The 23025-nt window shown below is 67.5% G+C and carries 18 protein-coding genes; 11 read left to right on the plus strand and 7 right to left on the minus strand.

Annotated features, from left to right (window positions below; translation table 11 throughout):
- Positions 1-77 precede the first annotated feature (77 nt).
- The 10 genes from gltB (at position 78) to FFS52_RS00860 (ending at position 15826) form a co-directional block, all read left to right on the plus strand.
- Complete coding sequence (gltB, locus tag FFS52_RS00815) at positions 78-4649, plus strand: glutamate synthase large subunit (RefSeq protein ID WP_137808509.1); 4572 nt, start codon at positions 78-80, stop codon at positions 4647-4649.
- The gene (locus FFS52_RS00820) at positions 4642-6147 is read left to right on the plus strand and encodes a glutamate synthase subunit beta (protein ID WP_137808510.1); all 1506 of its coding nucleotides are present in this window, start codon (positions 4642-4644) and stop codon (positions 6145-6147) included. Before gltB ends, FFS52_RS00820 begins: the two co-directional genes overlap by 8 nt.
- Positions 6148-6321: 174 nt before the next feature.
- Positions 6322-7746 (plus strand): pyruvate kinase, encoded by a 1425-nt coding sequence (pyk, locus tag FFS52_RS00825; RefSeq protein ID WP_137808511.1) that lies wholly within the window; start codon positions 6322-6324, stop codon positions 7744-7746.
- 64 nt (positions 7747-7810) lie between these two features.
- A complete protein-coding gene (locus tag FFS52_RS00830; RefSeq protein ID WP_065632354.1) occupies positions 7811-8689 on the plus strand; it encodes an acyl-CoA thioesterase II in 879 nt (292 codons plus the stop codon).
- A 25-nt stretch (positions 8690-8714) separates the two neighbouring features.
- Positions 8715-9224, plus strand: a complete 510-nt coding sequence (locus FFS52_RS00835) for a hypothetical protein (protein ID WP_247449477.1) — start codon at positions 8715-8717, stop codon at positions 9222-9224.
- A 218-nt stretch (positions 9225-9442) separates the two neighbouring features.
- Positions 9443-11428, plus strand: coding sequence for an ABC transporter ATP-binding protein/permease (locus FFS52_RS00840; protein ID WP_137808512.1), 1986 nt, complete (start codon positions 9443-9445; stop codon positions 11426-11428).
- A 108-nt stretch (positions 11429-11536) separates the two neighbouring features.
- Positions 11537-13366 (plus strand): long-chain fatty acid--CoA ligase, encoded by a 1830-nt coding sequence (locus FFS52_RS00845; RefSeq protein WP_137808513.1) that lies wholly within the window; start codon positions 11537-11539, stop codon positions 13364-13366.
- A gap of 53 nt (positions 13367-13419) precedes the next feature.
- Entirely contained in the window at positions 13420-13890 is a 471-nt protein-coding gene (locus FFS52_RS00850) for a DUF6325 family protein (protein WP_065632357.1), read from the plus strand.
- Between the two features lie 41 nt (positions 13891-13931).
- Entirely contained in the window at positions 13932-14237 is a 306-nt protein-coding gene (locus FFS52_RS00855) for an SHOCT domain-containing protein (RefSeq protein ID WP_065632358.1), read from the plus strand.
- Positions 14238-14761: 524 nt separating this feature from the next.
- On the plus strand, positions 14762-15826 hold the full coding sequence (locus tag FFS52_RS00860) for an IS110 family transposase (RefSeq protein WP_065632406.1): 1065 nt from the start codon (positions 14762-14764) through the stop codon (positions 15824-15826).
- Positions 15827-15941: 115 nt separating this feature from the next.
- Here the strand turns inward: FFS52_RS00860 and eutC are convergent, their stop codons facing one another.
- The 3 genes from eutC to FFS52_RS00875 form a co-directional block, all read right to left on the minus strand.
- The gene (gene eutC, locus FFS52_RS00865) at positions 15942-16745 is read right to left on the minus strand and encodes an ethanolamine ammonia-lyase subunit EutC (protein WP_137808514.1); all 804 of its coding nucleotides are present in this window, start codon (positions 16743-16745) and stop codon (positions 15942-15944) included.
- Positions 16742-18151, minus strand: coding sequence for an ethanolamine ammonia-lyase subunit EutB (locus FFS52_RS00870; protein WP_137808515.1), 1410 nt, complete (start codon positions 18149-18151; stop codon positions 16742-16744). Before FFS52_RS00870 ends, eutC begins: the two co-directional genes overlap by 4 nt.
- 163 nt (positions 18152-18314) lie before the next feature.
- Complete coding sequence (locus FFS52_RS00875; protein WP_065632361.1) at positions 18315-18542, minus strand: dodecin; 228 nt, start codon at positions 18540-18542, stop codon at positions 18315-18317.
- A 113-nt stretch (positions 18543-18655) separates the two neighbouring features.
- Between FFS52_RS00875 and FFS52_RS00880 the strand changes: the two genes are divergently transcribed.
- On the plus strand, positions 18656-19045 hold the full coding sequence (locus tag FFS52_RS00880) for a YchJ family metal-binding protein (RefSeq protein WP_068971953.1): 390 nt from the start codon (positions 18656-18658) through the stop codon (positions 19043-19045).
- 7 nt (positions 19046-19052) lie between these two features.
- On the opposite strand, the gene FFS52_RS00885 is transcribed toward FFS52_RS00880, so the two are convergent.
- The 4 genes from FFS52_RS00885 to FFS52_RS00900 form a co-directional block, all read right to left on the minus strand.
- A complete protein-coding gene (locus FFS52_RS00885) occupies positions 19053-19985 on the minus strand; it encodes an antibiotic biosynthesis monooxygenase (protein WP_137808548.1) in 933 nt (310 codons plus the stop codon).
- A gap of 79 nt (positions 19986-20064) precedes the next feature.
- Entirely contained in the window at positions 20065-21462 is a 1398-nt protein-coding gene (locus FFS52_RS00890) for an amidohydrolase family protein (protein ID WP_137808516.1), read from the minus strand.
- A gap of 193 nt (positions 21463-21655) precedes the next feature.
- A complete protein-coding gene (locus tag FFS52_RS00895) occupies positions 21656-22291 on the minus strand; it encodes a DUF2461 domain-containing protein (RefSeq protein WP_137808517.1) in 636 nt (211 codons plus the stop codon).
- Between the two features lie 2 nt (positions 22292-22293).
- Entirely contained in the window at positions 22294-22887 is a 594-nt protein-coding gene (locus FFS52_RS00900) for a CHAP domain-containing protein (protein ID WP_349291564.1), read from the minus strand.
- Between the last annotated feature and the right edge of the window lie 138 nt (positions 22888-23025).

Below are 23025 nucleotides of genomic sequence, written 5' to 3' on the forward strand. Positions count from 1 at the left end.
CGCAATGCTCCACGGGCCAGTGCTGTCCCATTGGACACTCAGCAGCGAGCCGGTTCTCGGTTCGAGTGGAGGTAGTGATGCTGTTTTCTGCGCTGCCGGCCAAGCAGGGTCTGTACGACCCGGAGGCCGAGGTCGATTCGTGTGGTGTGGCCATGGTCACCGACATCCACGGTCGCCGTTCGCATTCGATCGTCGCCGACGGGTTGCTGGCGCTGGAGAACCTCGAACATCGAGGTGCGGCCGGGGCGGAGACCAACAGCGGTGACGGCGCGGGAATCCTGATCCAACTCCCCGACGAGTTGCTGCGCGACACCGTCGACTTCGACCTACCCGAGCCCGCCGCGGACGGGTCGAACAGCTACGCCGCGGGAACGTGCTTCCTGCCCATGGACCCCGACCTGCGCCGCGCGGCGATCGAGCGGGTCGAGGCCCTCGCCGCCGACGAGGGCATCACCGTGCTCGGCTGGCGGGACCTCCCCGTCGACCACGAACACGCCGACGTCGGCGGGACGGCCGTCGCATGCATGCCGTACATGATGCAGCTGTTCGTCACCGTCGACCCGGCGCCCGGCGCCGACCGCATCGCCGGGCTCGCGCTCGACCGCTTCATCTACCCGTTCCGCAAGCAGGCCGAACGGGTGACACCGGAGATCGACGAAGCCGGCACCGGGCTGTACTTCCCATCGCTGTCGAGTCGAACGATGGTCTACAAGGGCATGCTCACCACGATGCAGCTCCCGCTGTACTACGAGGATCTGCGAGATGACCGCTGCCTCAGCGCGATCGCCATCGTCCACTCCCGGTTCTCCACCAACACCTTCCCGTCGTGGCCGCTCGCGCACCCCTTCCGGTTCGTGGCGCACAACGGCGAGATCAACACCGTGCGCGGCAACCGGAACCGGATGCGTGCCCGCGAGGCGCTCCTCGAGACCGACCTCATCCCCGGCGATCTCAAGCGCGCATTCCCGATCTGCACGCCCGAGGCCTCCGACTCGGCGTCGCTCGACGAGGTCCTCGAACTCCTGCACCTCGGCGGTCGGGACGTCCACCACGCGGTGATGATGATGGTGCCCGAGGCGTGGGAGAACGTGCCCGACATGGATCCCCGTCGTCGGGCGTTCCTGCAGTTCAACTCCTCGCTCATGGAGGCCTGGGACGGTCCCGCGTGCGTCACGTTCACCGACGGCACGGTCGTCGGCGCGGTCCTCGACCGCAACGGACTGCGCCCGGGCCGGTGGTGGCAGACCCGCGACGGCCGGGTCATCCTCGCCTCCGAGTCCGGTGTGCTCGACGTCCCGGTCGACGACGTGATCAGCAAGGGCCGGCTCGAACCCGGCCGCATGTTCCTCGTCGACACCGAGCAGGGCCGGATCATCCCGGACGAGGAACTCAAGGGCGAGCTCATGAACGCCGAGGCGTACGACGAGTGGCTCCACGCCGGGTTGCTCGACATCGCCACGCTCCCGGACCGGCCGGTCTTCCAGCCCAACCACGACACCGTCGTCCGCCGGCAGATCTCCTTCGGTTACACCGAGGAGGATCTGCGCGTACTCCTGACCCCGATGGCGGCGTCGGGCTACGAACCCCTCGGATCGATGGGCACCGACACCCCGGTCGCCGTGCTGTCGCAGCGTTCGCGGCTGCTCTACGACTACTTCGTCGAGCTGTTCGCCCAGGTCACGAATCCGCCGCTGGATGCGATCCGCGAGGAGATCGTCACGTCGATGAGTCGCGTGATGGGTCCGGAGCAGAACCTGCTGCGGCCGACCGCGGCGTCGTGCCGCCAGATCATGGTGCACTGGCCGGTGCTGGACAATGCCGAGCTGGCCAAGCTCGTCCACATCAACGACGACGGTGACAATCCTGGTCTGTCGGCGAAGGTGCTGCGGGCGCTCTACGAGGTGTCCGAGGGCGGTGCGGGTCTCGCCGCGGCGCTCGAGGACCTCCGGCTGCGGGCCAGTCAGGCGATCGCCGAGGGGCACACGACGCTGGTGATCTCCGACCGGCTCACCGACGCCGAGCACGCGCCCATCCCGTCGCTGCTGGCCACCTCGGCGGTGCACCACCACCTGGTCCGCACCAAGGAGCGGACGCGGGTCGCCCTCGTCGTGGAGTCCGGCGATGCCCGCGAGGTCCACCACATCGCGACCCTGATCGGATTCGGCGCGGCCGCGGTCAATCCCTACCTGGCGCTCGAGACCATCGAGGATCTGATCGCCGAGGGTGAGCTGACCGGGGTGACCCGGGCCAAGGCGATCGGCAACTATCTGGAGGCGCTGGGCAAGGGTGTGCTGAAGGTGATGAGCAAGATGGGTATCTCGACCATCAGCTCCTACACCGCCGCACAGGCTTTCGAGGCCGTGGGATTGTCGTCGGAGGTGGTGCGCGAGTACTTCACCCGGACGGTGTCGCGGATCGAGGGCGTCGGACTCGACGAACTGGCCGAGGAGGTGCGCATCCGCCACCACCGGGCCTTCCCGGAGAACCCCACCGAACAGGTCTACCGTCGACTCGAGGTCGGCGGCGAGTACCAGTACCGCCGCGAGGGCGAATTGCACCTGTTCTCGCCCGAGACCATCTTCCTGCTGCAGCACGCCACCAAGACCGGCCGGGCCGAGATCTTCCAGAAGTACTCCGACGAGGTCGACCGGCTCTCGCGTGAGGGTGGCACCCTGCGCGGACTGTTCGACTTCGATCTCGATGCGCGCGAACCGATCCCGCTCGACGAGGTGGAGCCGGTCGAGGACATCATGAAGCGCTTCAACACCGGCGCGATGAGTTACGGATCGATCTCCGCGGAGGCCCACGAGACCATCGCGATGGCCATGAACCGGATCGGCGGCCGGTCGAACTCGGGGGAGGGCGGCGAGGACGTCGAGCGTCTCTACGATCCGGAACGCCGCAGCGCGGTCAAGCAGGTCGCGTCGGGCCGGTTCGGCGTGACCAGCGACTACCTCATCAACGCCACCGACATCCAGATCAAGATGGCGCAGGGTGCCAAACCCGGTGAGGGCGGCCAGCTCCCGGCCTACAAGGTGTATCCGTGGATCGCGAAGACCCGGCATTCGACGCCGGGTGTCGCGCTGATCTCGCCGCCGCCGCACCACGACATCTACTCGATCGAGGATCTCGCCCAGTTGATCCACGACCTGAAGAACGCGAATTCGCAGGCACGCATCCATGTGAAGCTGGTCAGTGCGGTCGGCGTGGGGACGGTCGCGACCGGGGTGTCGAAGGCGCACGCCGACGTCGTCCTCATCTCCGGGCACGACGGCGGCACCGGCGCGTCGCCGCTGACCTCGCTCAAACACGCCGGCACGCCGTGGGAGATCGGCCTCGCCGACGCCCAGCAGACGCTGATGTTGAACGGCCTGCGCGACCGCATCACGGTGCAGTGCGACGGGGCGCTGCGCACCGGGCGCGATGTCATCACCGCGGCCTTGCTCGGCGCCGAGGAATACGGGTTCTCCACCGCGCCGCTGATCGTCGCCGGGTGCATCATGATGCGCGTTTGTCACCTCGACACGTGCCCGGTCGGCGTCGCCACCCAGAATCCGCTGTTGCGGTCCCGCTTCACCGGTCAGGTCGACCACCTGGTCAACTTCTTCCGCTTCATCGCCGAGGACGTCCGGAAGTATCTGGCGCAGTTGGGTTATCGCACGCTCGACGACGCCATCGGGCAGTCGCAGCGTCTGCACACCGACGCGGCGGTCGCGCACTGGAAGTCCAAGGGGCTCGACCTCAGCCCGATCTTCCGCAAGGTCGAGGACAAGGGACCGAGTCGTCGGGTGCGGGGCCAGGAACACGGCCTCGAGCGCGCGCTGGACCAGACGCTGATCCAGCTCGCCGAGGGTGCACTCGAGGACGCACACCCGGTGACCCTGGAGTTGCCGGTGCGCAACGTGAACCGGACGGTCGGCACCCTGCTCGGCTCGGAGGTGACCCGGCGGTACGGGGCCGACGGCCTCGCCGACGACACGATCACGGTCAGGCTCGAGGGCTCGGCCGGGCAATCGCTCGGGGCCTTCCTGCCGCCGGGAGTGACGATCCGGTTGACCGGTGACACCAACGACTACGTCGGAAAGGGATTGTGCGGCGGCAAGATCGTCGTCACGCCGAATCCCGACTCGCTGTTCGTCGCCGAGGACCAGGTGATCGCCGGCAACACGATCCTCTACGGGGCGACCTCCGGCGAGGTGTACCTCAGAGGCCGAGTGGGCGAACGCTTCTCGGTACGCAACTCGGGTGCGACGGCGGTCGTCGAAGGAGTGGGCGACCACGCCTGCGAGTACATGACCGGTGGCCGGGTGGTCGTCCTCGGACCAACGGGACGCAATCTCGCGGCCGGCATGTCGGGTGGTATCGCGTTCGTCCACGACCTCGATCCCGCGAAGGTCAACATGGCCATGGTCGAACTCCTGCGTCCCGACCCGGAAGACCTCGCCTGGCTCAAGCACACCATCGCCACGCACACGGAACTGACCGGTTCCGCGATCGGCGCATCGATACTGGCCGACTGGCCTCGACGCTGCCTGGCGTTCACCAAGGTGATGCCCACCGATTACAAGCGTGTCCTCGACGCGGCCCGGATGGCCGAAGCCGAAGGGCGCGACGTCGATTCAGCGATCATGGAGGCGGCACGTGGCTGACCCGCGCGGGTTCCTGGAGGTCCCGAAGAAAGAGGCGAAGTACCGTCCGGTCGCCGAACGCGTCCAGGACTGGGACGACGTCTACGAACACGCCGACAATCCGATCAAGGTCCTCGACGAGGTCAGCGGACAGGCCCGCCGGTGTATGGACTGCGGTATCCCGTTCTGTCACTCCGGAACCGCGGGTTGCCCACTGGGCAATCTCATCCCGGAGTGGAACGACCTCGTCCGGCGCGGCCGGTGGGATGCCGCGAGCAGCAGGCTGCACGCGACCAACAACTTCCCGGAGTTCACCGGGATGGTGTGCCCGGCGCCGTGCGAGTCCGCCTGCGTGCTGTCGATCTCCGAACCGGCGACCGGCGGCAGCGTGACGATCAAGCGCATCGAGAAGACCATCGCCTACGAGTCGTGGGCCGAAGGCATCATCGGGCCCGAGCCGCCCGAGTCCACGACCGGCAAGTCGGTCGGGGTCGTCGGCTCCGGACCCGCGGGACTGGCTGCGGCACAACAGCTCACCCGGGCTGGTCACGACGTCACCGTCTACGAGCGCGACGACCGTCTCGGCGGTTTGCTCCGCTACGGCATCCCGGAGTACAAGCTGCAGAAGTCCGACATCGACCGACGTATCGCGCAGATGCGGGCGGAGGGAACGACCTTCGTCACCAACTGCGACGTGGGGGCCGACCTGTCCGTGGCTGATCTACGCGCGAACCACGACGCGGTGGTCCTGGCCATCGGTGCGATGGAGGCACGCGACAACCCGGTGCCGGGGCGGGAGCTGAACGGCATCCACCTCGCCATGGAGCATCTCGTGCCCGCCAACAAGGAGTGCGAGGGCGACGGGCCGTCACCCATCACCGCCGCGGGCAAGCACGTCGTGATCATCGGCGGTGGTGACACGGGAGCCGACTGCCTGGGTACGGCGCACCGTCAGGGCGCGGCCTCGGTCGTGCAACTCGACTACAACCCGGAACTGCCCGGGCAGCGCGACGACGAACGGTCGCCGTGGCCGACATGGCCGTTGATCATGCGGACCTCGAGCGCACACGACGAGGGCGGCGAACGGCTGCACCAGGTTGCGGTTCAGCGATTCGAGGGTGACGAGGACGGCAACGTCACGACGATGGTGCTCGCCGAGGTGGAGGTGACGCGCGATGCCGACGGGCGCCGCGAGATCACGCCGGTGAGTGAGGAATTCGAGATCCCCTGCGAGCTGGCCCTGTTCGCGATCGGGTTCGCCGGGGTACGGGGTGGGGCGCTGCTCGCCGATCTCGAGATCGAGCCGAACCGGCGCGGCGTCATCTCCTGCGGGAGCGACTGGCAGACCGACGCCCCGGGCGTGTTCGTCTGCGGTGACGCCCACCGCGGCGCGTCGCTCGTGGTGTGGGCGATCGCGGAAGGTCGCTCGACCGCGCGTGCGGTCGACGAGTTCCTGGTCGGCGAGTCCGACCTCCCGTCTCCGGTCCGTCCGGCGTCCCTGCCCCTGTCGGTGCGCTGAGCAGGCCCTCGCCGCCACCCAACGGGCTCGGTCGAACACACGCGGCCGCAACAAGTTAAGTAAATTTCATACTCGGCGGTAGCGGCTCGCCACCAGCGGTAACAGCCGGTGGCGGGCCGGTGACATGTCGTCGGCGACATGGAGATGGACCATGGACGGGACTAAGGTGTTCTTGTGACACGCCGAACCAAAATCGTCTGCACCCTGGGCCCCGCCACCGCGAGCGACGAGCGACTGAAAGAGCTCGTCGAAAGCGGCATGGACGTGGCCCGGATGAACTTCAGCCACGGCACGCATGAGGACCATGCGGCCGTCTATGCGCGCGTCCGCAAGGCCTCGGACACCACGGAGAAAGCCGTCGGCGTCCTCGCCGACCTACAGGGCCCCAAGATCCGGCTCGGCCGTTTCGACGGTTGTGACGGCTCGACCGTCTGGGCGACCGGCGAGCAGGTGCGCATCACCGTCGACGACGTCGTGGGCGACCACGACCGCGTCTCGACCACCTACAAGCAGCTCGCCGAGGACGCCAGCCCCGGCGACCGCCTGCTCGTCGACGACGGCAAGGTCGGCCTCGCCGTGTCCGCGGTCGAGGGCAACGACGTCCTCTGCACCGTGACCGAGGGCGGCCCGGTCAGCAACAACAAAGGGCTGTCGCTGCCCGGGATGAGTGTCTCGGTGCCGGCGATGTCGGAGAAAGACATCGCCGACCTGGAATTCGCCCTCGAACTGGGCGTGGACATGGTGGCGCTCTCCTTCGTGCGCAGCCCCTCCGACATCGAACTGGTCCACGAGGTGATGGACCGCGTCGGCCGCCGGGTGCCGGTCATCGCGAAGCTCGAGAAGCCCGAGGCGATCGAGAACCTCGAGGCCATCGTGCTGGCCTTCGACGCGATCATGGTCGCCCGTGGCGACCTGGGCGTCGAACTGCCGCTCGAGGAAGTGCCGCTGGTGCAGAAGCGGGCCATCCAGATGGCCCGTGAGAACGCGAAGCCGGTGATCGTGGCGACGCAGATGCTCGACTCGATGATCGAGAACTCGCGCCCGACCCGGGCCGAGGCCTCCGACGTGGCCAACGCGGTCCTCGACGGTGCCGACGCGGTCATGCTGTCCGGCGAGACGTCGGTGGGCAAGTACCCGCTCGAGACGGTGCGGACCATGGACCGGATCTGTCGGGCGGTCGAGACCGGCCCCCGTGACGTGCCGCCGCTGTCCCACGTGCCGCGTACCAAGCGCGGTGTCATCTCCTACGCGGCGCGCGACATCGGCGAGCGCCTCGAGGTGAAGGCGCTGGTCGCGTTCACCCAGTCCGGGGACACCGTGCGTCGACTGGCCCGTCTGCACTCGCGCCTCCCGTTGCTGGCGTTCACGCCGACCCAGGCTGTCCGCAGCCAGCTCGCGCTGAGCTGGGGAACCGAGACGTTCATCGTCGACCACGTCGACACGACCGACCACATGATCGACCAGGTCGACCATCAGCTGCTGCGTATCGGCCGACTCAGCGAGGGTGACGTCGTGGTGATCGTGGCCGGGGCCCCGCCCGGGACGGTGGGTTCGACCAACCTGATCCACGTGCACCGGATCGGCGAGCAGGACCACTGACCGCGTCCGCTCCTGCTCGGGCCGGTGCGCGACGCAGCCGCGTCCGGGTTCTAGGGTGTGAGGCATGACCGTGGACCAGGCCGGGGATCTCGGCAAGCTACTCGCGTTGCTCGACGTCGAACGTCAGGGTGACGACCTGTTCATCGGGCACCATCCCGAGCAGGTCACCGCCCGGACGTTCGGCGGTCAGCTGCTCGGCCAGGGGGTCGTCGCGGCGGCCCGGAGCCTGAGTCGGGGCAACCCGCCGATCCACGCGCTGCACGCGCACTTCATCCGTGGTGGCGATGTCACCAAACCGTTGGAGTACCACGTCGACCGGTTCCGCGACGGCAGGTCGTTCGCCAATCGTCAGGTGACGGCCAAGCAGGACGGCGAAGAGATCTTCACGATGCTGGTCGCGTTCCAGGACAACACTTCTGGGCTCGAGCACGCAGTGGAGATCCCCCAGGTGCCCTATCCGGAGGAACTGCCCACTCTCGGTGAGCATTTCAAGGGTTACGAGGACCGTATCGCGGCCTTCGTGAATGCGTTGCACCCCATCGACATCCGTTTCGCGAACGATCCGAGCTGGAAGGCGAAGGAGGCGGGGGAGAAGCTGACCGACAACCGGGTGTGGATGAAGGCCGACGGCACGATGCCCGACGACCCCGTGATGCACGTCGCCGCAATGTGTTACGCCTCCGACACCACGGTGCTGGACTCGATCATCACCACCCACGGCCTCTCTTGGGGCATGGACCGGTTGTTCGCCGCGACTGTCAATCACTCGATGTGGTTCCACCGCGAGTTCCGGTTCGACGACTGGCTGCTGTACGCCACCCGGTCGCCGGTCGCCACCGGGTCACGCGGGATGGGATCGGGCCGGTTCTGGATGCGCGACGGCACTCTCGCGACGTCGGTCGTGCAAGAAGCGCTCATCAAGTACTTCCCGCCCAAGAAGTGACCGCACGGGTCTGCAGGGGGAGCTCATGGATCGCGGCACGGGCGGGTCGATGACCCCGGGGTACGGCCCCGCACCCGAGATGTGGCTGGACCCCGGCCCGCCGCTGCCGCGCCGGACATGGCAGCGGCGCACGCGGGTCCCGGTCATCGTCGCGTCCGCAGTCGCGTTGATCGTCTTCGCGGTCATCGTGGGTGTCGCGGTCGTCGCCGGCCTGCTGACCACCCCGACGTTCACCGCCAAGGGCGGGGTCGTTGCGGATTGTCTGACCGAGAACGCCGCGCTCCCAGACGGCGGCACGTTGGCCCGCGGCGCACCGGTCGTTCTCTACGACGCGGCCGGCGGCGAGGTGGCGACCACCACGCTGTCGGTGTTCCTCCGCGGCGACGACGGGTGCCAACTCACCTTCGAGGTGAGCGGCGTGGAGTACACCGACGCGGGCTATCTCGTCAGCGTCGGCGATGCCGACGGTCGCTTCTCGGAGTCGGTCTCGACCGCGGCGCTCCAGCAGGGTGCGGTGCTGCGCCCGCTGGGCTGACGTCACCAGAACCGCTCGGCAAAACCGACATTCCGCGCTCCCGGCGACCGGTCGGCGCTCCGTCGACGCGGTTGCCCGGACACCGGGTGAACGCCGGGTTAAACTGCGCCGGATCATCGTTGAGGCCCGGACCCGTGGTGGCGGGGCCATCGCTGCGATCGACCGGGGTTTGTCGACCGTGATGCCCGCCGCCGGGCCATCCGACGCGAGGAGTGTGCGTGGAGTACAGCATCGACTGGGGCAACGAGGTGTGGGCCAGTCTGAAGTGGTTGGCCATCGCGTTCGCGATCTCGGCCGTGGCCATCTTGGTGATCGGGTACCTGCTGTCGCGATTCAGCCGGTGGGGCGGCCCGCTGTGGCGGGTGATCGGGGGGTTCTTCACCGACCCGAGAACCCGGGTCTGGGCGTGGGCGCTGGTCGTCGTCCTCACCCTGCTGTCGTTGCTCGGTGTGCGGCTGAGCGTCCTGTTCAGCTACTGGAGCAACGACCTGTACACGTCCCTGCAAACCGCGGCCGAGGGCATCGCGACGGGCGGGCCACAGGGAGCGGAGATGCTCCAGATCGGCAAAGACGCGTTCTGGCATTCGATCACGATCTTCGGCATCCTCGCCGCCACTCACGTCGTCCGCACCATGGTCGAGATCTATGTCGGTGCGGCTTTCGAGATCCGGCTCCGCTACTGGCTGACCGAAGGGGCGACGGGCGACTGGATGTCCGGCCGTGCCTTCTACCGCAACCGATTCGTCGACCTCAGCGCTGGACTGTTGCGGCGCAGACGATTCGGGCGCGCTAAGTCGGATCCGCAGCGACGGGCCGTCGACATCCACCCCGGCGTCGACAACCCGGACCAGCGTATCGAGGCCGACATCACCAACATCGCCACCGTCGGCTCGTCGTTGTTCTGGGGCGGCGGTGGGGTCTCGACGAACGGTGTGCTCCCGGCGTGTGCGTCCATCGTGTCGTTCTCGGTCGTGCTCTGGGACCTGTCCGGGCCGGTCACGCTGTTCGGGGTCGAGATCCCGCGCATGATGATGTGGCTGGTCCTGGTCTACGTTCTCGTCGCCAGCGTGGTCGCGTTCGCCATCGGACGCCCGCTGATCCGACTGAACTTCTGGCGCGAACGCCTCACCGCGAACTTCCGCTACGCACTCGTCCGCGTCCGTGACAGCGCGGAGAACGTCGCCTTCTACAGCGGCGAGCGCGTCGAACACAACAACCTCATGACCAGATTCCGTGCGGTCGTGAAGAACTTCTGGCAGATCATCCATGTGCAGCTGGCGTTCGTCGGATGGAACTTCAGCGCGTCGCAGCTCGCGGTGGTGTTCCCACTTCTCGTGCAGGCACCGCGGTTCTTCGACGGTCAGATCAAGCTCGGTGACATGACTCAGACGGCGTCCGCCTTCGGCGAGATGCACGACGCTCTCTCGTTCTTCCGGAACGCCTACGACGATTTCACCGCTCTGCGCGCGTCGATCATCCGTCTCGACGGTCTCGCCGACGCCGATGCACGGTCGCGGACCATGGCCCAGGTCACGACCGTGGATCGCGAACGCGCCGTTGCTCTGTCGGACGTCGACGTGAAGACCCCGAGCGGCGACGAACTCATCAGCGCGCTCAACCTGTCCCTGGCACCCGGGGCCGCTCTCGTCGTCAAAGGGCGGTCGGGCTCGGGCAAGACGACACTGCTCCGCGGCCTCGCCGGACTGTGGCCCTTCATCGACGGCGAGTTCACCCGGCCGCCGGGGGAGCACACGCTGTTCCTGTCGCAGATGCCCTACATCCCGCTGGGGGATCTGCGCACGGCGGTCGCCTACCCGGCACTGCCCGACGACGTCGGTGACGAGGCCATCAAGGCGGCGCTCGAGAAGGTCTTCCTCCCGCATCTGGCAGACCGGCTCCACGACGAGGAGGACTGGGTCAAGGTGCTCTCCCCGGGCGAGCAGCAGCGCATCGCCTTCGCGCGCATCCTGTTGACCCGGCCGCAGGCCGTGTTCATGGACGAGGCGACCTCGGCTGTGGACGAGGGGCTGGAGTACTCGCTGTACTCGCTCGTCCGCACGGAGCTGCCGGAGACGATCCTGGTGTCGGTGAGTCACCGCAGCACCACCGACCAGCATCACACCGACCTGCTTGAACTGACCGGTGGCGGCGCCTGGAATCTCGAGTCGCTGACCGAGCGTCCTTCGCTCGACAAACGGTCCTGATCTGGGGTTTTTGTCAACAGTTCACCATTCACCGGAACCGGCCGTGACGCGCGCCCGAACTGGCTAATGTGACGTGCAACACATCACTTCGGCCAGTCGAGGACTGTCATGACCGCTGCAGAGACCATCACCTTCCCCCATCAGACCGGTGTCGCAGTGGCGACGCTGCCCGCCGCGTTCCAGCAGACGGTCACCGTACGGCCCGACGCCGTCGCCATCCGTACGGTCGGTGGGCTGCAGGAGATCACGTGGACGGAGTACGCCGCGCGCGTCGAAGCCATCGCCGGCGGGCTCGCGGCCCTGGGGGTCAAGCGCGGCGACACCGTCGGGATCATGCTGACGAACCGCCCCGAGTTCCACCTCGTCGACGCCGCGGCGCTGCACCTCGGCGCGGTTCCGTTCTCGATCTACAACACGAGTTCGCCCCAACAGATCGAGTACCTCTTCGGCAACGCGGAGAACTCCGTCGTCGTCACCGAGCAGGTGTTCCTGCCCGCGATCACCGCCGCGGCGACCGGGGTGTCCACCACGATCGTCGTCGACGGCGTCGCGACGGGCGCGCTGTCGCTGGCCGATCTCGAACAGTCCCCGCCGCCGGCCGGATTCGACTTCACCGCGGCATGGCAGGCGGTGGAACCCGAGGACCTCGCGACCCTGATCTACACCTCGGGCACCACCGGCCCGCCGAAGGGCGTCGAGATCACCCATCGCAACATCGTCGCCGAGATGACGGCGCTCGCCGAGATCGTTCAGGCGGGCTTCGACGACCGTGCCATCTCGTATCTACCCGCAGCGCACATCGCCGACCGGGTCTCCTCCCACGCCGCGAACATGATGCGCGGCATCCAGATCACCACGGTGCCCGATCCCCGGGAGATCGCCGCGGCCCTTCCCGACGTGCACCCGACGTTCTTCTTCGGGGTGCCGCGGGTGTGGCAGAAGATCCGAGCGGGGATCGAGACGAAGCTCGCCGAGGAGTCCAGCCCGGTCAAGAAGGCGCTCGCCGACTGGGCGTTCCGCGCCGGGGCCTCGGCGGCGCAGGCCCAGATCGACGGCAAGGGCTCCGGCGGTCTCACACACGGTCTCGCCGACCGCCTGGTGCTGCACAAGGTCCGCTCCGCACTGGGCCTCGACCAGGTCTCCTTCGCCGGATCGGGTGCGGCCGCGATCCCACCGGAGGTGCTGAAATTCTTCCTGGGACTCGGTATCCCGGTTCTCGAGGTCTGGGGGATGTCGGAGACCACCGGCGTTTCGACGATGACGACCAGCGACAACCTCCGGATCGGCACCGTCGGCAAACCGGTCCGCGGCATGGAGGTGAGACTGGCCGACGACGGAGAGCTCCTCGTCCGCGGACCGGTCGTGATGCGCGGCTACCGCAAACAGCCCGACAAGACGGCCGAGACGATCGATGCCGACGGCTGGCTGTCGACCGGTGACATCGCGACGATCGACGGTGACGGCAACGTGACCATCGTCGACCGCAAGAAGGAACTGATGATCAACGAGTCCGGGAAGAACATGTCGCCCACCAACATCGAGAACGCGATGAAGGCGGCGTCGTCGCTGATCGGTCAGGTCGCGGCGATCGGCGACGGCCGGCCCTATGTGTCCGCGCTCGTGGTTCTCGACCCGGATGCGGCGGCCGCGCGAGCCAAGCGACTCGACCTGTCCGGTGCCGACCTGACCGAGTTGTCCTCGCACCCCGACGTGGTGGACGAGGTGGCGGTGGCAATCCGTGCCGGAAATCGGTCACTGTCCCGCGTGGAGCAGGTCAAACGATTTACCATCGTGCCGACCGCCTGGGATCCCGGCGGCGACGAGCTCACCCCCACGATGAAGTTGCGCCGCAAGCCGATTGCGACCAAGTACGCCAGTGAGATCGGCGAACTGTACGAGGCGCAACCGGGACGTTCGGTGGTGGATCTGAGGTCGTGACCGGGGCCCGCTGCCAGACGGTCACATCGACGGCACGAGACAGGGAGAAGGAATTGGACGACCAAGCAGGTGTCGACCAGACAGCTGACCGCGAACTCGGACCCATCGACTACATCGTTGTCGAGTGGACGGGCAAGCAGCCGACCGGTGAGGCACTTCCACATCTCATCGATCTGATCGACCGCGGAATCGTGCGACTGATCGACATCGTCTTCATCACCAAGGACGCCGACGGTACGGTCGCCCGGCTCGAGATCAACTCGCTCGGCGCTGATTTCGCGATCTTCGACGGCGCGGCGACCTCCCTGCTCGACGACTCCGACCTCGCGGAGGCGGCCACGGTGATCGATCCGGGGTCGAGCGCGGCCGTCCTCGTCTGGGAGAACGCATGGGCTGCTCCGTTCGCCACGGCCGTCCGAAAGGGTGGCGGACAGCTCGTCGCTTCGGGCCGGATACCGGTGAACGCACTGCTCGCCCAACTCGATGCGGCCGACGAGGCGGCGCCGGCCGCTCCGACCGCGTAGCGCACTGCGACCACCGACCTGAAACCCCGAAAGGACAGACCATGCCAGGACTTCTCCGCGGCGTCGCCCGCACCGCCGTCATCTCCGGCACCGCGACGGCGGTGAGCAACCGGGTGTCCCGACGCCAGGCGAGCCGATGGGCTCAGCAGGGTGCCGCTGCCCAGGACCCACGGGCACAACAACAGTACGCACAACCCCAGTACGCCCCGCCGCCTCAGCAGCAGGCGCCCGCATCGACTCCGACGGACACCATCTCGGCGCTGAAGGAGCTCGGAGCCCTGTACCAGCAGGGCATCCTCACCGAGGCCGAGTTCGCCGCACAGAAGGCGAAGATCCTCGGGACCTGACCCCTCCGCTCCCTGATCCGAAAGAAGCACAGACCCAACTGGTCGCTGAGGTGCGAGGAGCGTTAGCGACGAGCCACGAAGGGCCGGGTGAGACACGTATGGAGTCCTTCGAGGCTCGCTTCGCTCGCACCTCAGTAGCTGCACCTGGCGGCCGTCGTGGACTGGAACGAACTCGTTGTGCTCGGAGCGGGCCCAATTACTGCTCCCTGAGGAGGCCGGAGCTTGCGGAGGCCGTCACGAAGGGTCTTGGTGAGATGCGTCGTCAAACCCTTCGTGGCAGTGAGAATGGGTGTGGTGATCGTCGGGGGTGAGGTCTGACCTGCTTCGTGGCTGACCTTGTGTCATGGACGAGATCTGTCGACCTCATTCCGCCGGTGATCACCGCCGCAAACGACCTTGGAGAGGCCTGGGCGGGTGTGACCTAATAAGGGCCGTGTTCGGGCGTGAGCCCGTGACTCCTCACTGTCGTGTCCACCCGCCCCGGCGAGGTCATCCAACACCGCAGTGAAGGAGACATCGCCAGAATGACCGAGACCGCAGTGGATATGCAAGTGGTCGTACTCGGAGTCGACACCCACCAACAAACCCATCACGCAGCGATCATCGACACCCTCGGCCAGCCGTTGGCCGATCAGGAATTCTCGGCCACCGCCGCCGGCTACCGGCAGCTGCTGGAGTGGGCCCGCACCCACGGCCGCCTCGAGCAGGCCGGGGTCGAATCCAGTGCCTCCTACGGTGCCGGACTAGCCCGGGAATTGACCGCGAACGGTGTCGAGGTGATCGAGATCAACGCCCCGGATGTGCGGGCGCGGCGAGCCCACGGCAAGTCCGATCAACTCGATGCCTACGCCGCGGCGATGGCGGTGCTCACCGGTCGGGCCAGCGGCCACGCCAAAGACACCTCAGGTGTCACCGAATCGATCCGAATGCTGTATGTGGCAAGGAGAATGGCGGTCGATCACCGCACCCAACTCGGTGACCAGCTACGTGATCTGTGCACCACCGCACCCGATGAATTCGCTGACCAACTCAAAACCCGCACCACCACCCCGCAGCGACTCGCACTGGTCGAATCGTGGACGGCCCCGGCGTCGTTGACCGACCCGCGTGCAGCGTTCGTGTTCGCGGCGAAGTCCATTGCCGGGCGGTATCGGCAGACCCACCGGGAGGTCACCACGCTGACCCGCGAGTTGAAGACGTTGTTGAAGGCGTTGGTGCCGACGGTGCTGGCGCTCCCTCAGGTCGGTCCGATCACTGCCGCGCGGTTGCTGATCACGATCGGGCAGAACGCCCAGCGGATGCGTACCGAAGCGACGTTCGCCAAACTCGTCGGCGTCGCGCCGTTGCCGGCCTCCTCAGGTAAGACCGTGCGTCACCGCCTCAACCGTGGCGGTGACCGTGGCGCCAACAGCGCGTTGCACATGATCGTCGTCGGACGGATCAAATCCCACGCCCCCACCCGCGCCTATCTCGCCCGCCGCGAGAACGAGAAAACGAAGAAAGAAATCATCCGATGCCTCAAACGCTACGTCGCCCGCGAACTCTACAAAGCCTTCACCACCGACCTCGGAGCGCTTGACAATCTATAGGACCATCTCGTCGCTTGCGCTCCTCGCACCTCAGGGAGCAATGGTTGTGTCGTCCTTTCGGATCAGCGAGCAGAAGGAGGCTCGCTTCGCTCGCACCTCAGGGAGTGAAACGCACTCACGACTCGTGCGGGAGTGCCTCCGCGTCGTCGATCTGCGCGAGGGCGTCCGTGCGCGACATGTCCTTCAGTGCGACACCGGATCGTCCGAGTTTCCGGGCGCCGTCGATGAGCGCGGCAGTCGTCCGTGCGGCGACGTCGTAGTGCAGACCGTCGGGCGGGTGGATGTTCGAGATGCAGTTCCGGTCGGAGTCGGCGCGTCCCGGCCGGGGGAGGTGGGTGAGATAGACGCCCAGGCTGTCGGCGACCGAGAGGCCGGGACGCTCGCCGATGATCACGATGAGCGTGCTGACGCCGAGCGCCTCGCCGATGTGATCACCGAGGGCGACGCGGGCCTCGGTCGCGATGACCGGCGGCGCGATCGAGTACCGGCCGTCGAATTGACGTAACAGTGCCGCGACCAGGCCGCCGCCGTGATCGGTGAGGGCCCGCGGTGACAGTCCGTCGGCCAGCACGATCCCGATCTCGGCGTCGGCGTGCGGGAGCTGCGAGAGATCTTCGGGTAGCCGGCCGAGGTCGGGTCGGCGCAGGTACTCGCTGCGCGTTGCCGCGCGACTCCGGACCACGATCGGGGGATCGAGGTCGAGTTCGCCGATCGCGCGCGTGAGATCCTCGACGTCGAGCGGCTCGTGGACGGCGTCGCGGGCGACTGCGTGGGCGGACTGGAACTCGAGGACCCGTTGCGACGGAAGCGAATTGCCCGCGCGTCCGAGTCCGATCCGGGCCTGTGTGCTCCGGCGCAGCTCGGTCCAGGGGTCGGGGGTCGATCGGTCATCCGCGGGTGCGGGCTGGCTCGGCGTCATCGCCCGGACGCCAGTGGCAGGAGTGGGGATTCGCCCGGATCGACCGGCAGGATGCGACCGGCGCCGTCGGTCATGCCGAGTCGCGCCAGCCAGGATTCGAACTCCGGCGCGGGCCGCAGTCCGAGTGCCTCACGGACATAGAGGGCGTCGTGAAACGACAGGCTCTGATAACCGAGCATCACGTCGTCCGCCCCGGGCACGGCGATGACGAACGCGGCGCCGGCGACGCCGAGCAGGGTGAGCAGCGTGTCCATGTCGTCCTGGTCGGCCTCGGCGTGATTGGTGTAGCAGACGTCGACACCCATCGGGAGCCCGAGCAGCTTGCCGCAGAAGTGATCTTCGAGTCCCGCGCGGATGATCTGTTTCCCGTCGTAGAGATATTCGGGTCCGATGAAGCCGACGACGGTGTTGATCAACAACGGTTTCAGCATCCGCGCCACCGCGTAGGCCCGCGTCTCCAGGGTCTGCTGGTCGACCGGCTTGCCGCCGGTGCCGAGATGCGCACCGGCCGAGAGCGCCGATCCCTGACCGGTCTCCAGGTACATCACGTTGTCGCCGACGGTTCCGCGGCGCAGCGACCGTCCCGCCTCGTCGGCCTCGCGCAAGATGTCCAGGGTCACGCCGAACCCCTTGTTGGCGCCCTCGGTGCCCGCGATCGACTGGAACACGAGATCGACCGGCACCCCCTGCTCGATGAGGTCGACCGTGGTCGTCACGTGCGACAGCACGCACGACTGCATCGGGATCTCGAAACGCTGCCGGATGTCATCGAGCATGTGGAGCAGGTCGGCGGTCGCCCGCGGCGAATCCGACGCCGGGTTGATCCCGATGACCGCGTCGCCGCAGCCCATGAGCAGGCCGTCGAGGGTCGCCGCGGCGATGCCGCGTGGGTCGTCGGTGGGGTGATTGGGCTGTAGGCGCGTCGCGATCCGGCCGGGCAGTCCGATGGTCGTGCGAAAGGCGGACGTCACCCTGGTCGCCGCCGCCACCAGGATCAGGTCCTGGTTCCTCATGATCTTCGACGCGGCGGCCACCATCTCGGGGGTCAGTCCGGGGCCGACGCGGGCGAGACGTTCACCGGCATCGGATCGGGTGGCGATCCCCAGCAGCCAGTCCCGGAACCCGCCGACGGTCAGGTCGGCGATCTCGGCGAACGCGGTCCGGTCATGGGTGTCGACGATCAGTCGGGTCACCTCGTCGGACTCGTACGGCACCAGCGGTTCGTCGAGAAATCGGCTCAGTGGCACATCGGCGAGTTGCCATGCGGCCGCGGCACGTTCGGCGTCGGAGTCGGCGGCGCAACCGGCCAGTTCATCGCCGGATCGGCGTGGGGTGGCCTTCGCCATGAGTTCGACGAGGCCGTCGAACCCATAGGTGGTGCCGGCGATCGTCTGTGTGTACTTCATCGGATCGACCGGCCGGGGAGGAGCTGAGTGCGCGTCATGATCCCCCGAAGTCTAGGTTCGGACCCGACCGGGCGCATGCCGAACGCGGGCGTCTCCTCGCACCGTCGGGGCCGAGATCGGTGCGTTCCTCACCGCCGCGAACTCACGGCGGTGAGGTCGCGGGTCACTGTGCCGCGTCGGCAGAGGACTCGAGCGTGAAACCGATCTTCAGCGTGACCTGGAAGTGCGCGATCTGACCTTCCTCGATGTGGCCGCGGGTCTCGGTGACCTCGAACCAATCGAGATGCTTGACGGTCTGCGAGGCACGAGCGATCGCGTTACGAATGGCGTCGTCGGTGCCGGTCGATGACGATCCGACCACTTCGATGACTCGATACACATTGTCCGACAAGGTAATCGCTCCAATCGTGAGAACATCTGGGCATAGTCCGCGGTGGGTCCGCCGCCCGGGCGGGCCGCCACTCCTGTCTACCCTACGATCGAGGGGTGAAACGCGGTTCGGAAATGCGGGACGTCCCCGAGAGATGCCCGTGCACGTCCGGCTCGTCGCTCGGCGACTGCTGCGGTCCCGTTCTCGCCGGTGAGCGGACCGCGCCGACCGCAGAGACGTTGATGCGTTCGCGTTTCACCGCTTTCGCGCTCGGCGATCGGAATCATCTGCTCGCGAGCTGGCATCCCGACACCCGCCCCGCCGCACTCGATCTGGACGAGTCGATGCGTTGGTACCGCCTCGACATCGAGTCGAGTAGTGGCGGTTCACTGTTCGAGGTCGAGGGAGAGGTCACGTTCACGGCCCACTATCGGCGAGGTGCGGAGCGTGGATCGCTGCACGAGCGCAGTCGCTTCCTCCGAGCGAACGGCCGCTGGCTGTACGTCGACGGGATCGTGGGGTGAGCCGAGATCAGGCGTCGGCGTAGTCCCAGAACTGGAGCCACGTCACGTTGGCGAACACCGTCAGACACAGGAGGTAGAGGAGCAGGACCGTAGCCGCTCCCGCGATGTTGCTCCGCCAGTTGCTTCCGTCGACCGGATCGAGCCACCGCCGGAACGGGCGTGAGGCCCATGGCATCAGCCACCACTGCATGAGCGAGACGCTGACCACCTGGCTCAGCCACAGTGCCAGCCACGGCTCCGCACCGAGACGATCGAGTGTCGGGCCGAGGAACCTGGAGAGGGTCATCACGGTCGGGTACAGGACCAGCAGCACCATCATCGCCGACTTCCAATTCGGTGTCTGCAGAATCCGGCCGCGATCGGTGCGCACCGTGGTGCCGAAGGCCGTCGTGCTGGCCATCGTCTCGAAATCATGGGTCAGGCTCGAACGCAGCCCGGTGAGCGCTTCGCTGCGTCGGCTCGACGAGACCCAGGCCGCCAGCTGGCGGTCCGTGCGGAACCGCAACACCGACAGCGATGTCTCCTGTTGCGCGTCGACGAACAGCGCGGTGCCCTCGTAACCGCCGAACTCGCTCGCTGCGTCGGTCAGCACGTGTTGTGCCGCAATGAATTCGGGCACCGATCCGGCGACGATGTCGTGCCGGAACGCGCCGACACCGGGCGGCGGCGACCGCCCGTCGACGAGTTCGAGCACGGGCGTCGCCGGTAGCCAACCGTGCGCTCGTCCGGCATCGAGCGCCGCGCGGTGACCCGAGCTGTCGAGCCAACGGTCCAGGGCGTCCTCGTCGACGAAGGTGGTGGCGACCGCCGGATCGAAATGTCCGTCGGTCACCGCCGAGATCGCGACACCCAGACAGCCGTCGGAGTCGGTGGCCGACGCGGCGAGCGTCGCGGCCCACTCCGCGAAATCGGCGGTTTCGCCGGCGTGGAAGACCGACACCGCGATGATCGCGGTGCCTGTGGCGTCGTGGGTGGTGACGATCGTCGTGTCCTCGGGTCGCCGACTCATGGGCTGCCGGTCAGACGGTGACCCGACGCCCCTGGACGTAGACCTCGGCGATGGACGACTCGCGCAGGCCCATCAGCAGGCCGAACAGGGTCTGGTCGCGGGCGAGATCGGCATCGTCGGACCGGACGGCGTTCTCCAACGTCGACTTCAGGGCGTCCACGGGTTCGATGACCAGGAAGTCGGCTTCCTTGCCCTCATCGAAGTTGCCGAAACGGTTCTCCATGTCGAGTGCCCGGGCCCCGCCGACGGTCCCGATGAACAGCATCTCGGCCGGGTGCATCGACACCCCGGCGTCTCCGGGCTCGGTGATGTGCTGTTTGAAGGCATCTCCGAGTACGCGCGGGACGAGCCATTCGTCGCCGCCGCCGAAATCGGTTCCGGCGGAGATGTTCACACCCGCCGCCACGGTGCGCTTCCACGGCATCGTGCCGGATCCGAGGAACAACTGAGACACCGGACAATGCGAGATCGAGGTACCGGTCTCGGCCATGCGCGTGAGTTCGGCGTCCTGGCAGTGCACGCAGTGCGCGAGGATGGTCCGCGGACCGAGCAGGCTCTTGCCGCCGACCTGCGATCCGGGCAGGAACTTCCCGTCATAGGTGTCGAGGTAGGAGTCGACCTGGTAGACCTCCTTGGTGGTGTCCACCTCTCCGGTGCCGGGACGGTTGTTCTCGTTGAGGTGGCTGTGGACGTAGACGCCCTGCTCGCGGTATTCGTCGTACAGGTCGCCGAGGTTCTTCAGCGTCTCGGTGGTCACCGACAGCGAGAACCGCGGCACGATCGCGACGTGCAGCAACGCGGTCCGGTAGTCGCCGGTGTCGGCGGCATGCCACTTGTCGATCTCGGCCCGGGTGAGGCGGATCGCCTCCTCCTCCGAGGTCAGCAGCGGCTTGGCGGTGTCACCGCCGACGGTCTGGATGCCGCGGCCGGCCACGATACGCAGCCCGGCCTTCTGGGTCTCGGTGAACAGGGAATCCTGGGCGTGGGGGAAGGCGGAACCGAACACCATCATCGCCGTCGTACCCGCGGCGACCCGTCGCCTGGTGAACTCGACCGCGGCGGCCTGGGCGAATTCGGGGTCGGCGAACTTGGATTCGGACGGGAAGATGCACAGATTGAGCCATTCGAGCAGTTGCCCGCCGCCGTAGGAGTCGCCGGCGTAGGTCTGCGGGAAGTGGATGTGGGTGTCGACGAAGCCCGGGATGAGATACCCGCTCGGGTGCTCGTGTGCCTCCGCGCTCGCGAATTCGGAAGGGAGCTCGGATCTCTGGCCGGCGAACTTGATCGTGCCGTCGTCGCCGACCACCAGAGCTCCGCCGGGTATCGATACCAGCGCGTCCACCGCCTCGGTGATCGCGGGACTGCCGGCGAGATGGAAGATGTGCCCGTAGTGGACGGTGTCGGTCATCGGTGCTCCTCGGGCATCGGGGTCACAAACTCGGATCGTCATCGGAGGTCCACCCGGGTGCCTGTGATCGTCCTCGGATCTCGGACGCGGTCGGCGACCAGTATCACCCGCCTCCCGTTGCACGCGCGCGCCAACCGTCGAAGTCGCCGTCTGATCGTTTCCATGTGGCGCGCGAACCGGTCGGTGCGGGCTCTCAGCTACCGGTGCGGGCCGCGATCCATTCGACGAGCGGGACCGTCGCCCGCCAGTCCCGCCGCACCCGATCGACGAGTTCTGCGGAATGGATGATCTCGTCGAATCCGTAGTCCCGACCCACCGACAGCGATCGGTGGCGGAGCAGTTCGATTCGCGGGTGGGCGACGTCGTACCCGCGAGGTGCGGTCTTCAGCCGGTCCCCGGCGACCTCCCAGCCGTCCCCCGTGAGCCGCCGGAGCAGGCTCTCGAGCTCGGGTCCGCTGCGGTCGTGGTCGATCGACTTCCGAATCTCGACGAGCCGAGCCGGGGTGGCCTCGTAGAAGCCCGCGCCGACGCGAACACCCGGCGCGCCGATCTGCACGTAGTACCCGGTGGCCGGGGCCACGGCGACGAACGCGCCCTGATGGGTCTTGTACGGCGCTTTGTCCTTCGAGAACCGGACATCGCGGTGGGGTCGGAAGATCTTGGCCGGGCCGAACTCGTCGGCCAGCGCGTCGGTCAGGGCGCGCATGGGTTCGGCTACCGCGGCACGGTAGGTGTCCTTGTGGGCCTCCCAGAACACCTTGGAGTTGTCGATCTCCAGATCGTCGTAGAAGTCGAGGGCGGCCTCCGGGAACCCGGTGAAGTCTGCCATCGTCACCCCGGCAACGCACGACCGAACCCGACGACACCGCCGTCGGAGCGCCAGTCCAGCGAATGCACCCGGATGCGGCCCATCTCGTTGCCGCCCACGGTGACGGCGGACTCACCATCGACCGCGACGACGATGTTGGTGTGCTGTCCGAATCCCGACGACCGGTCGTAGAGCACGACGTCGCCCACCCGGGGCGGTTGACCGCCGACGGCGTCGAACCGGCCCGCGGCCTCGTAAAACTCCTGCAGCGTGTACACCCCGGGGATGCGCCAGTGACCGGAGTGGGGGTTGACCAGCGGACTGCCCGCCGCCCGCATGATCCAGCTCACGAAGTTCGCGCACCACGGTTCGTCGACGCCCTCGGAGTAGAACGTCCCGGGACGCTGAGCGGTGTGTTCGTGGCGCACCGCCTCGACGACGCGTCGCTGGGCCGGCGTGAGTTCCGCGGCGTCGATCTGCGGAAACTCGGCGGTGTCCCAGGGCAACCACCGTTCGGGTACGGCCCGCCACGCGACGAGACCGACGCCCGCGGCGACGATCACGACCAGCGCCGCGGCGATCACCGTCCGCCGACCACGTCGACGCACCGGGCGCATGCCCGCACCGTCTGCGGGTCGGTCGGCAGTCGTGTCGGCGCTCATCTCGACGAGTGTAGGCATCAACCGTTGCCACGCCTCGTTCCTCGTGCCCGCCGACGTTTGCCCGGCGCCTCGCCCGCGCGGGCAACATGCGCG

The organism is Gordonia sp. ALPHA1B1 (genome assembly GCF_005502615.1).
Lineage (GTDB): Bacteria > Actinomycetota > Actinomycetes > Mycobacteriales > Mycobacteriaceae > Gordonia > Gordonia hongkongensis.

Bases quoted from the DNA above. Each gene is read 5' to 3' on its own strand.
- FFS52_RS00895 (WP_137808517.1), bottom strand. From the start codon at position 22,291: ATGGCAGACTTCACCGGGTTCCCGGAGGCCGCCCTCGACTTCTACGAC.
- gltB (WP_137808509.1), top strand. From the start codon at position 78: ATGCTGTTTTCTGCGCTGCCGGCCAAGCAGGGTCTGTACGACCCGGAG.
- FFS52_RS00855 (WP_065632358.1), top strand. From the start codon at position 13,932: ATGCCAGGACTTCTCCGCGGCGTCGCCCGCACCGCCGTCATCTCCGGC.
- FFS52_RS00830 (WP_065632354.1), top strand. From the start codon at position 7,811: ATGACCGTGGACCAGGCCGGGGATCTCGGCAAGCTACTCGCGTTGCTC.
- FFS52_RS00845 (WP_137808513.1), top strand. From the start codon at position 11,537: ATGACCGCTGCAGAGACCATCACCTTCCCCCATCAGACCGGTGTCGCA.
- FFS52_RS00900 (WP_349291564.1), bottom strand. From the start codon at position 22,887: ATGCGCCCGGTGCGTCGACGTGGTCGGCGGACGGTGATCGCCGCGGCG.
- FFS52_RS00835 (WP_247449477.1), top strand. From the start codon at position 8,715: ATGGATCGCGGCACGGGCGGGTCGATGACCCCGGGGTACGGCCCCGCA.
- eutC (WP_137808514.1), bottom strand. From the start codon at position 16,745: ATGACGCCGAGCCAGCCCGCACCCGCGGATGACCGATCGACCCCCGAC.
- FFS52_RS00880 (WP_068971953.1), top strand. From the start codon at position 18,656: ATGCGGGACGTCCCCGAGAGATGCCCGTGCACGTCCGGCTCGTCGCTC.
- FFS52_RS00870 (WP_137808515.1), bottom strand. From the start codon at position 18,151: ATGAAGTACACACAGACGATCGCCGGCACCACCTATGGGTTCGACGGC.
- FFS52_RS00890 (WP_137808516.1), bottom strand. From the start codon at position 21,462: ATGACCGACACCGTCCACTACGGGCACATCTTCCATCTCGCCGGCAGT.
- FFS52_RS00860 (WP_065632406.1), top strand. From the start codon at position 14,762: ATGACCGAGACCGCAGTGGATATGCAAGTGGTCGTACTCGGAGTCGAC.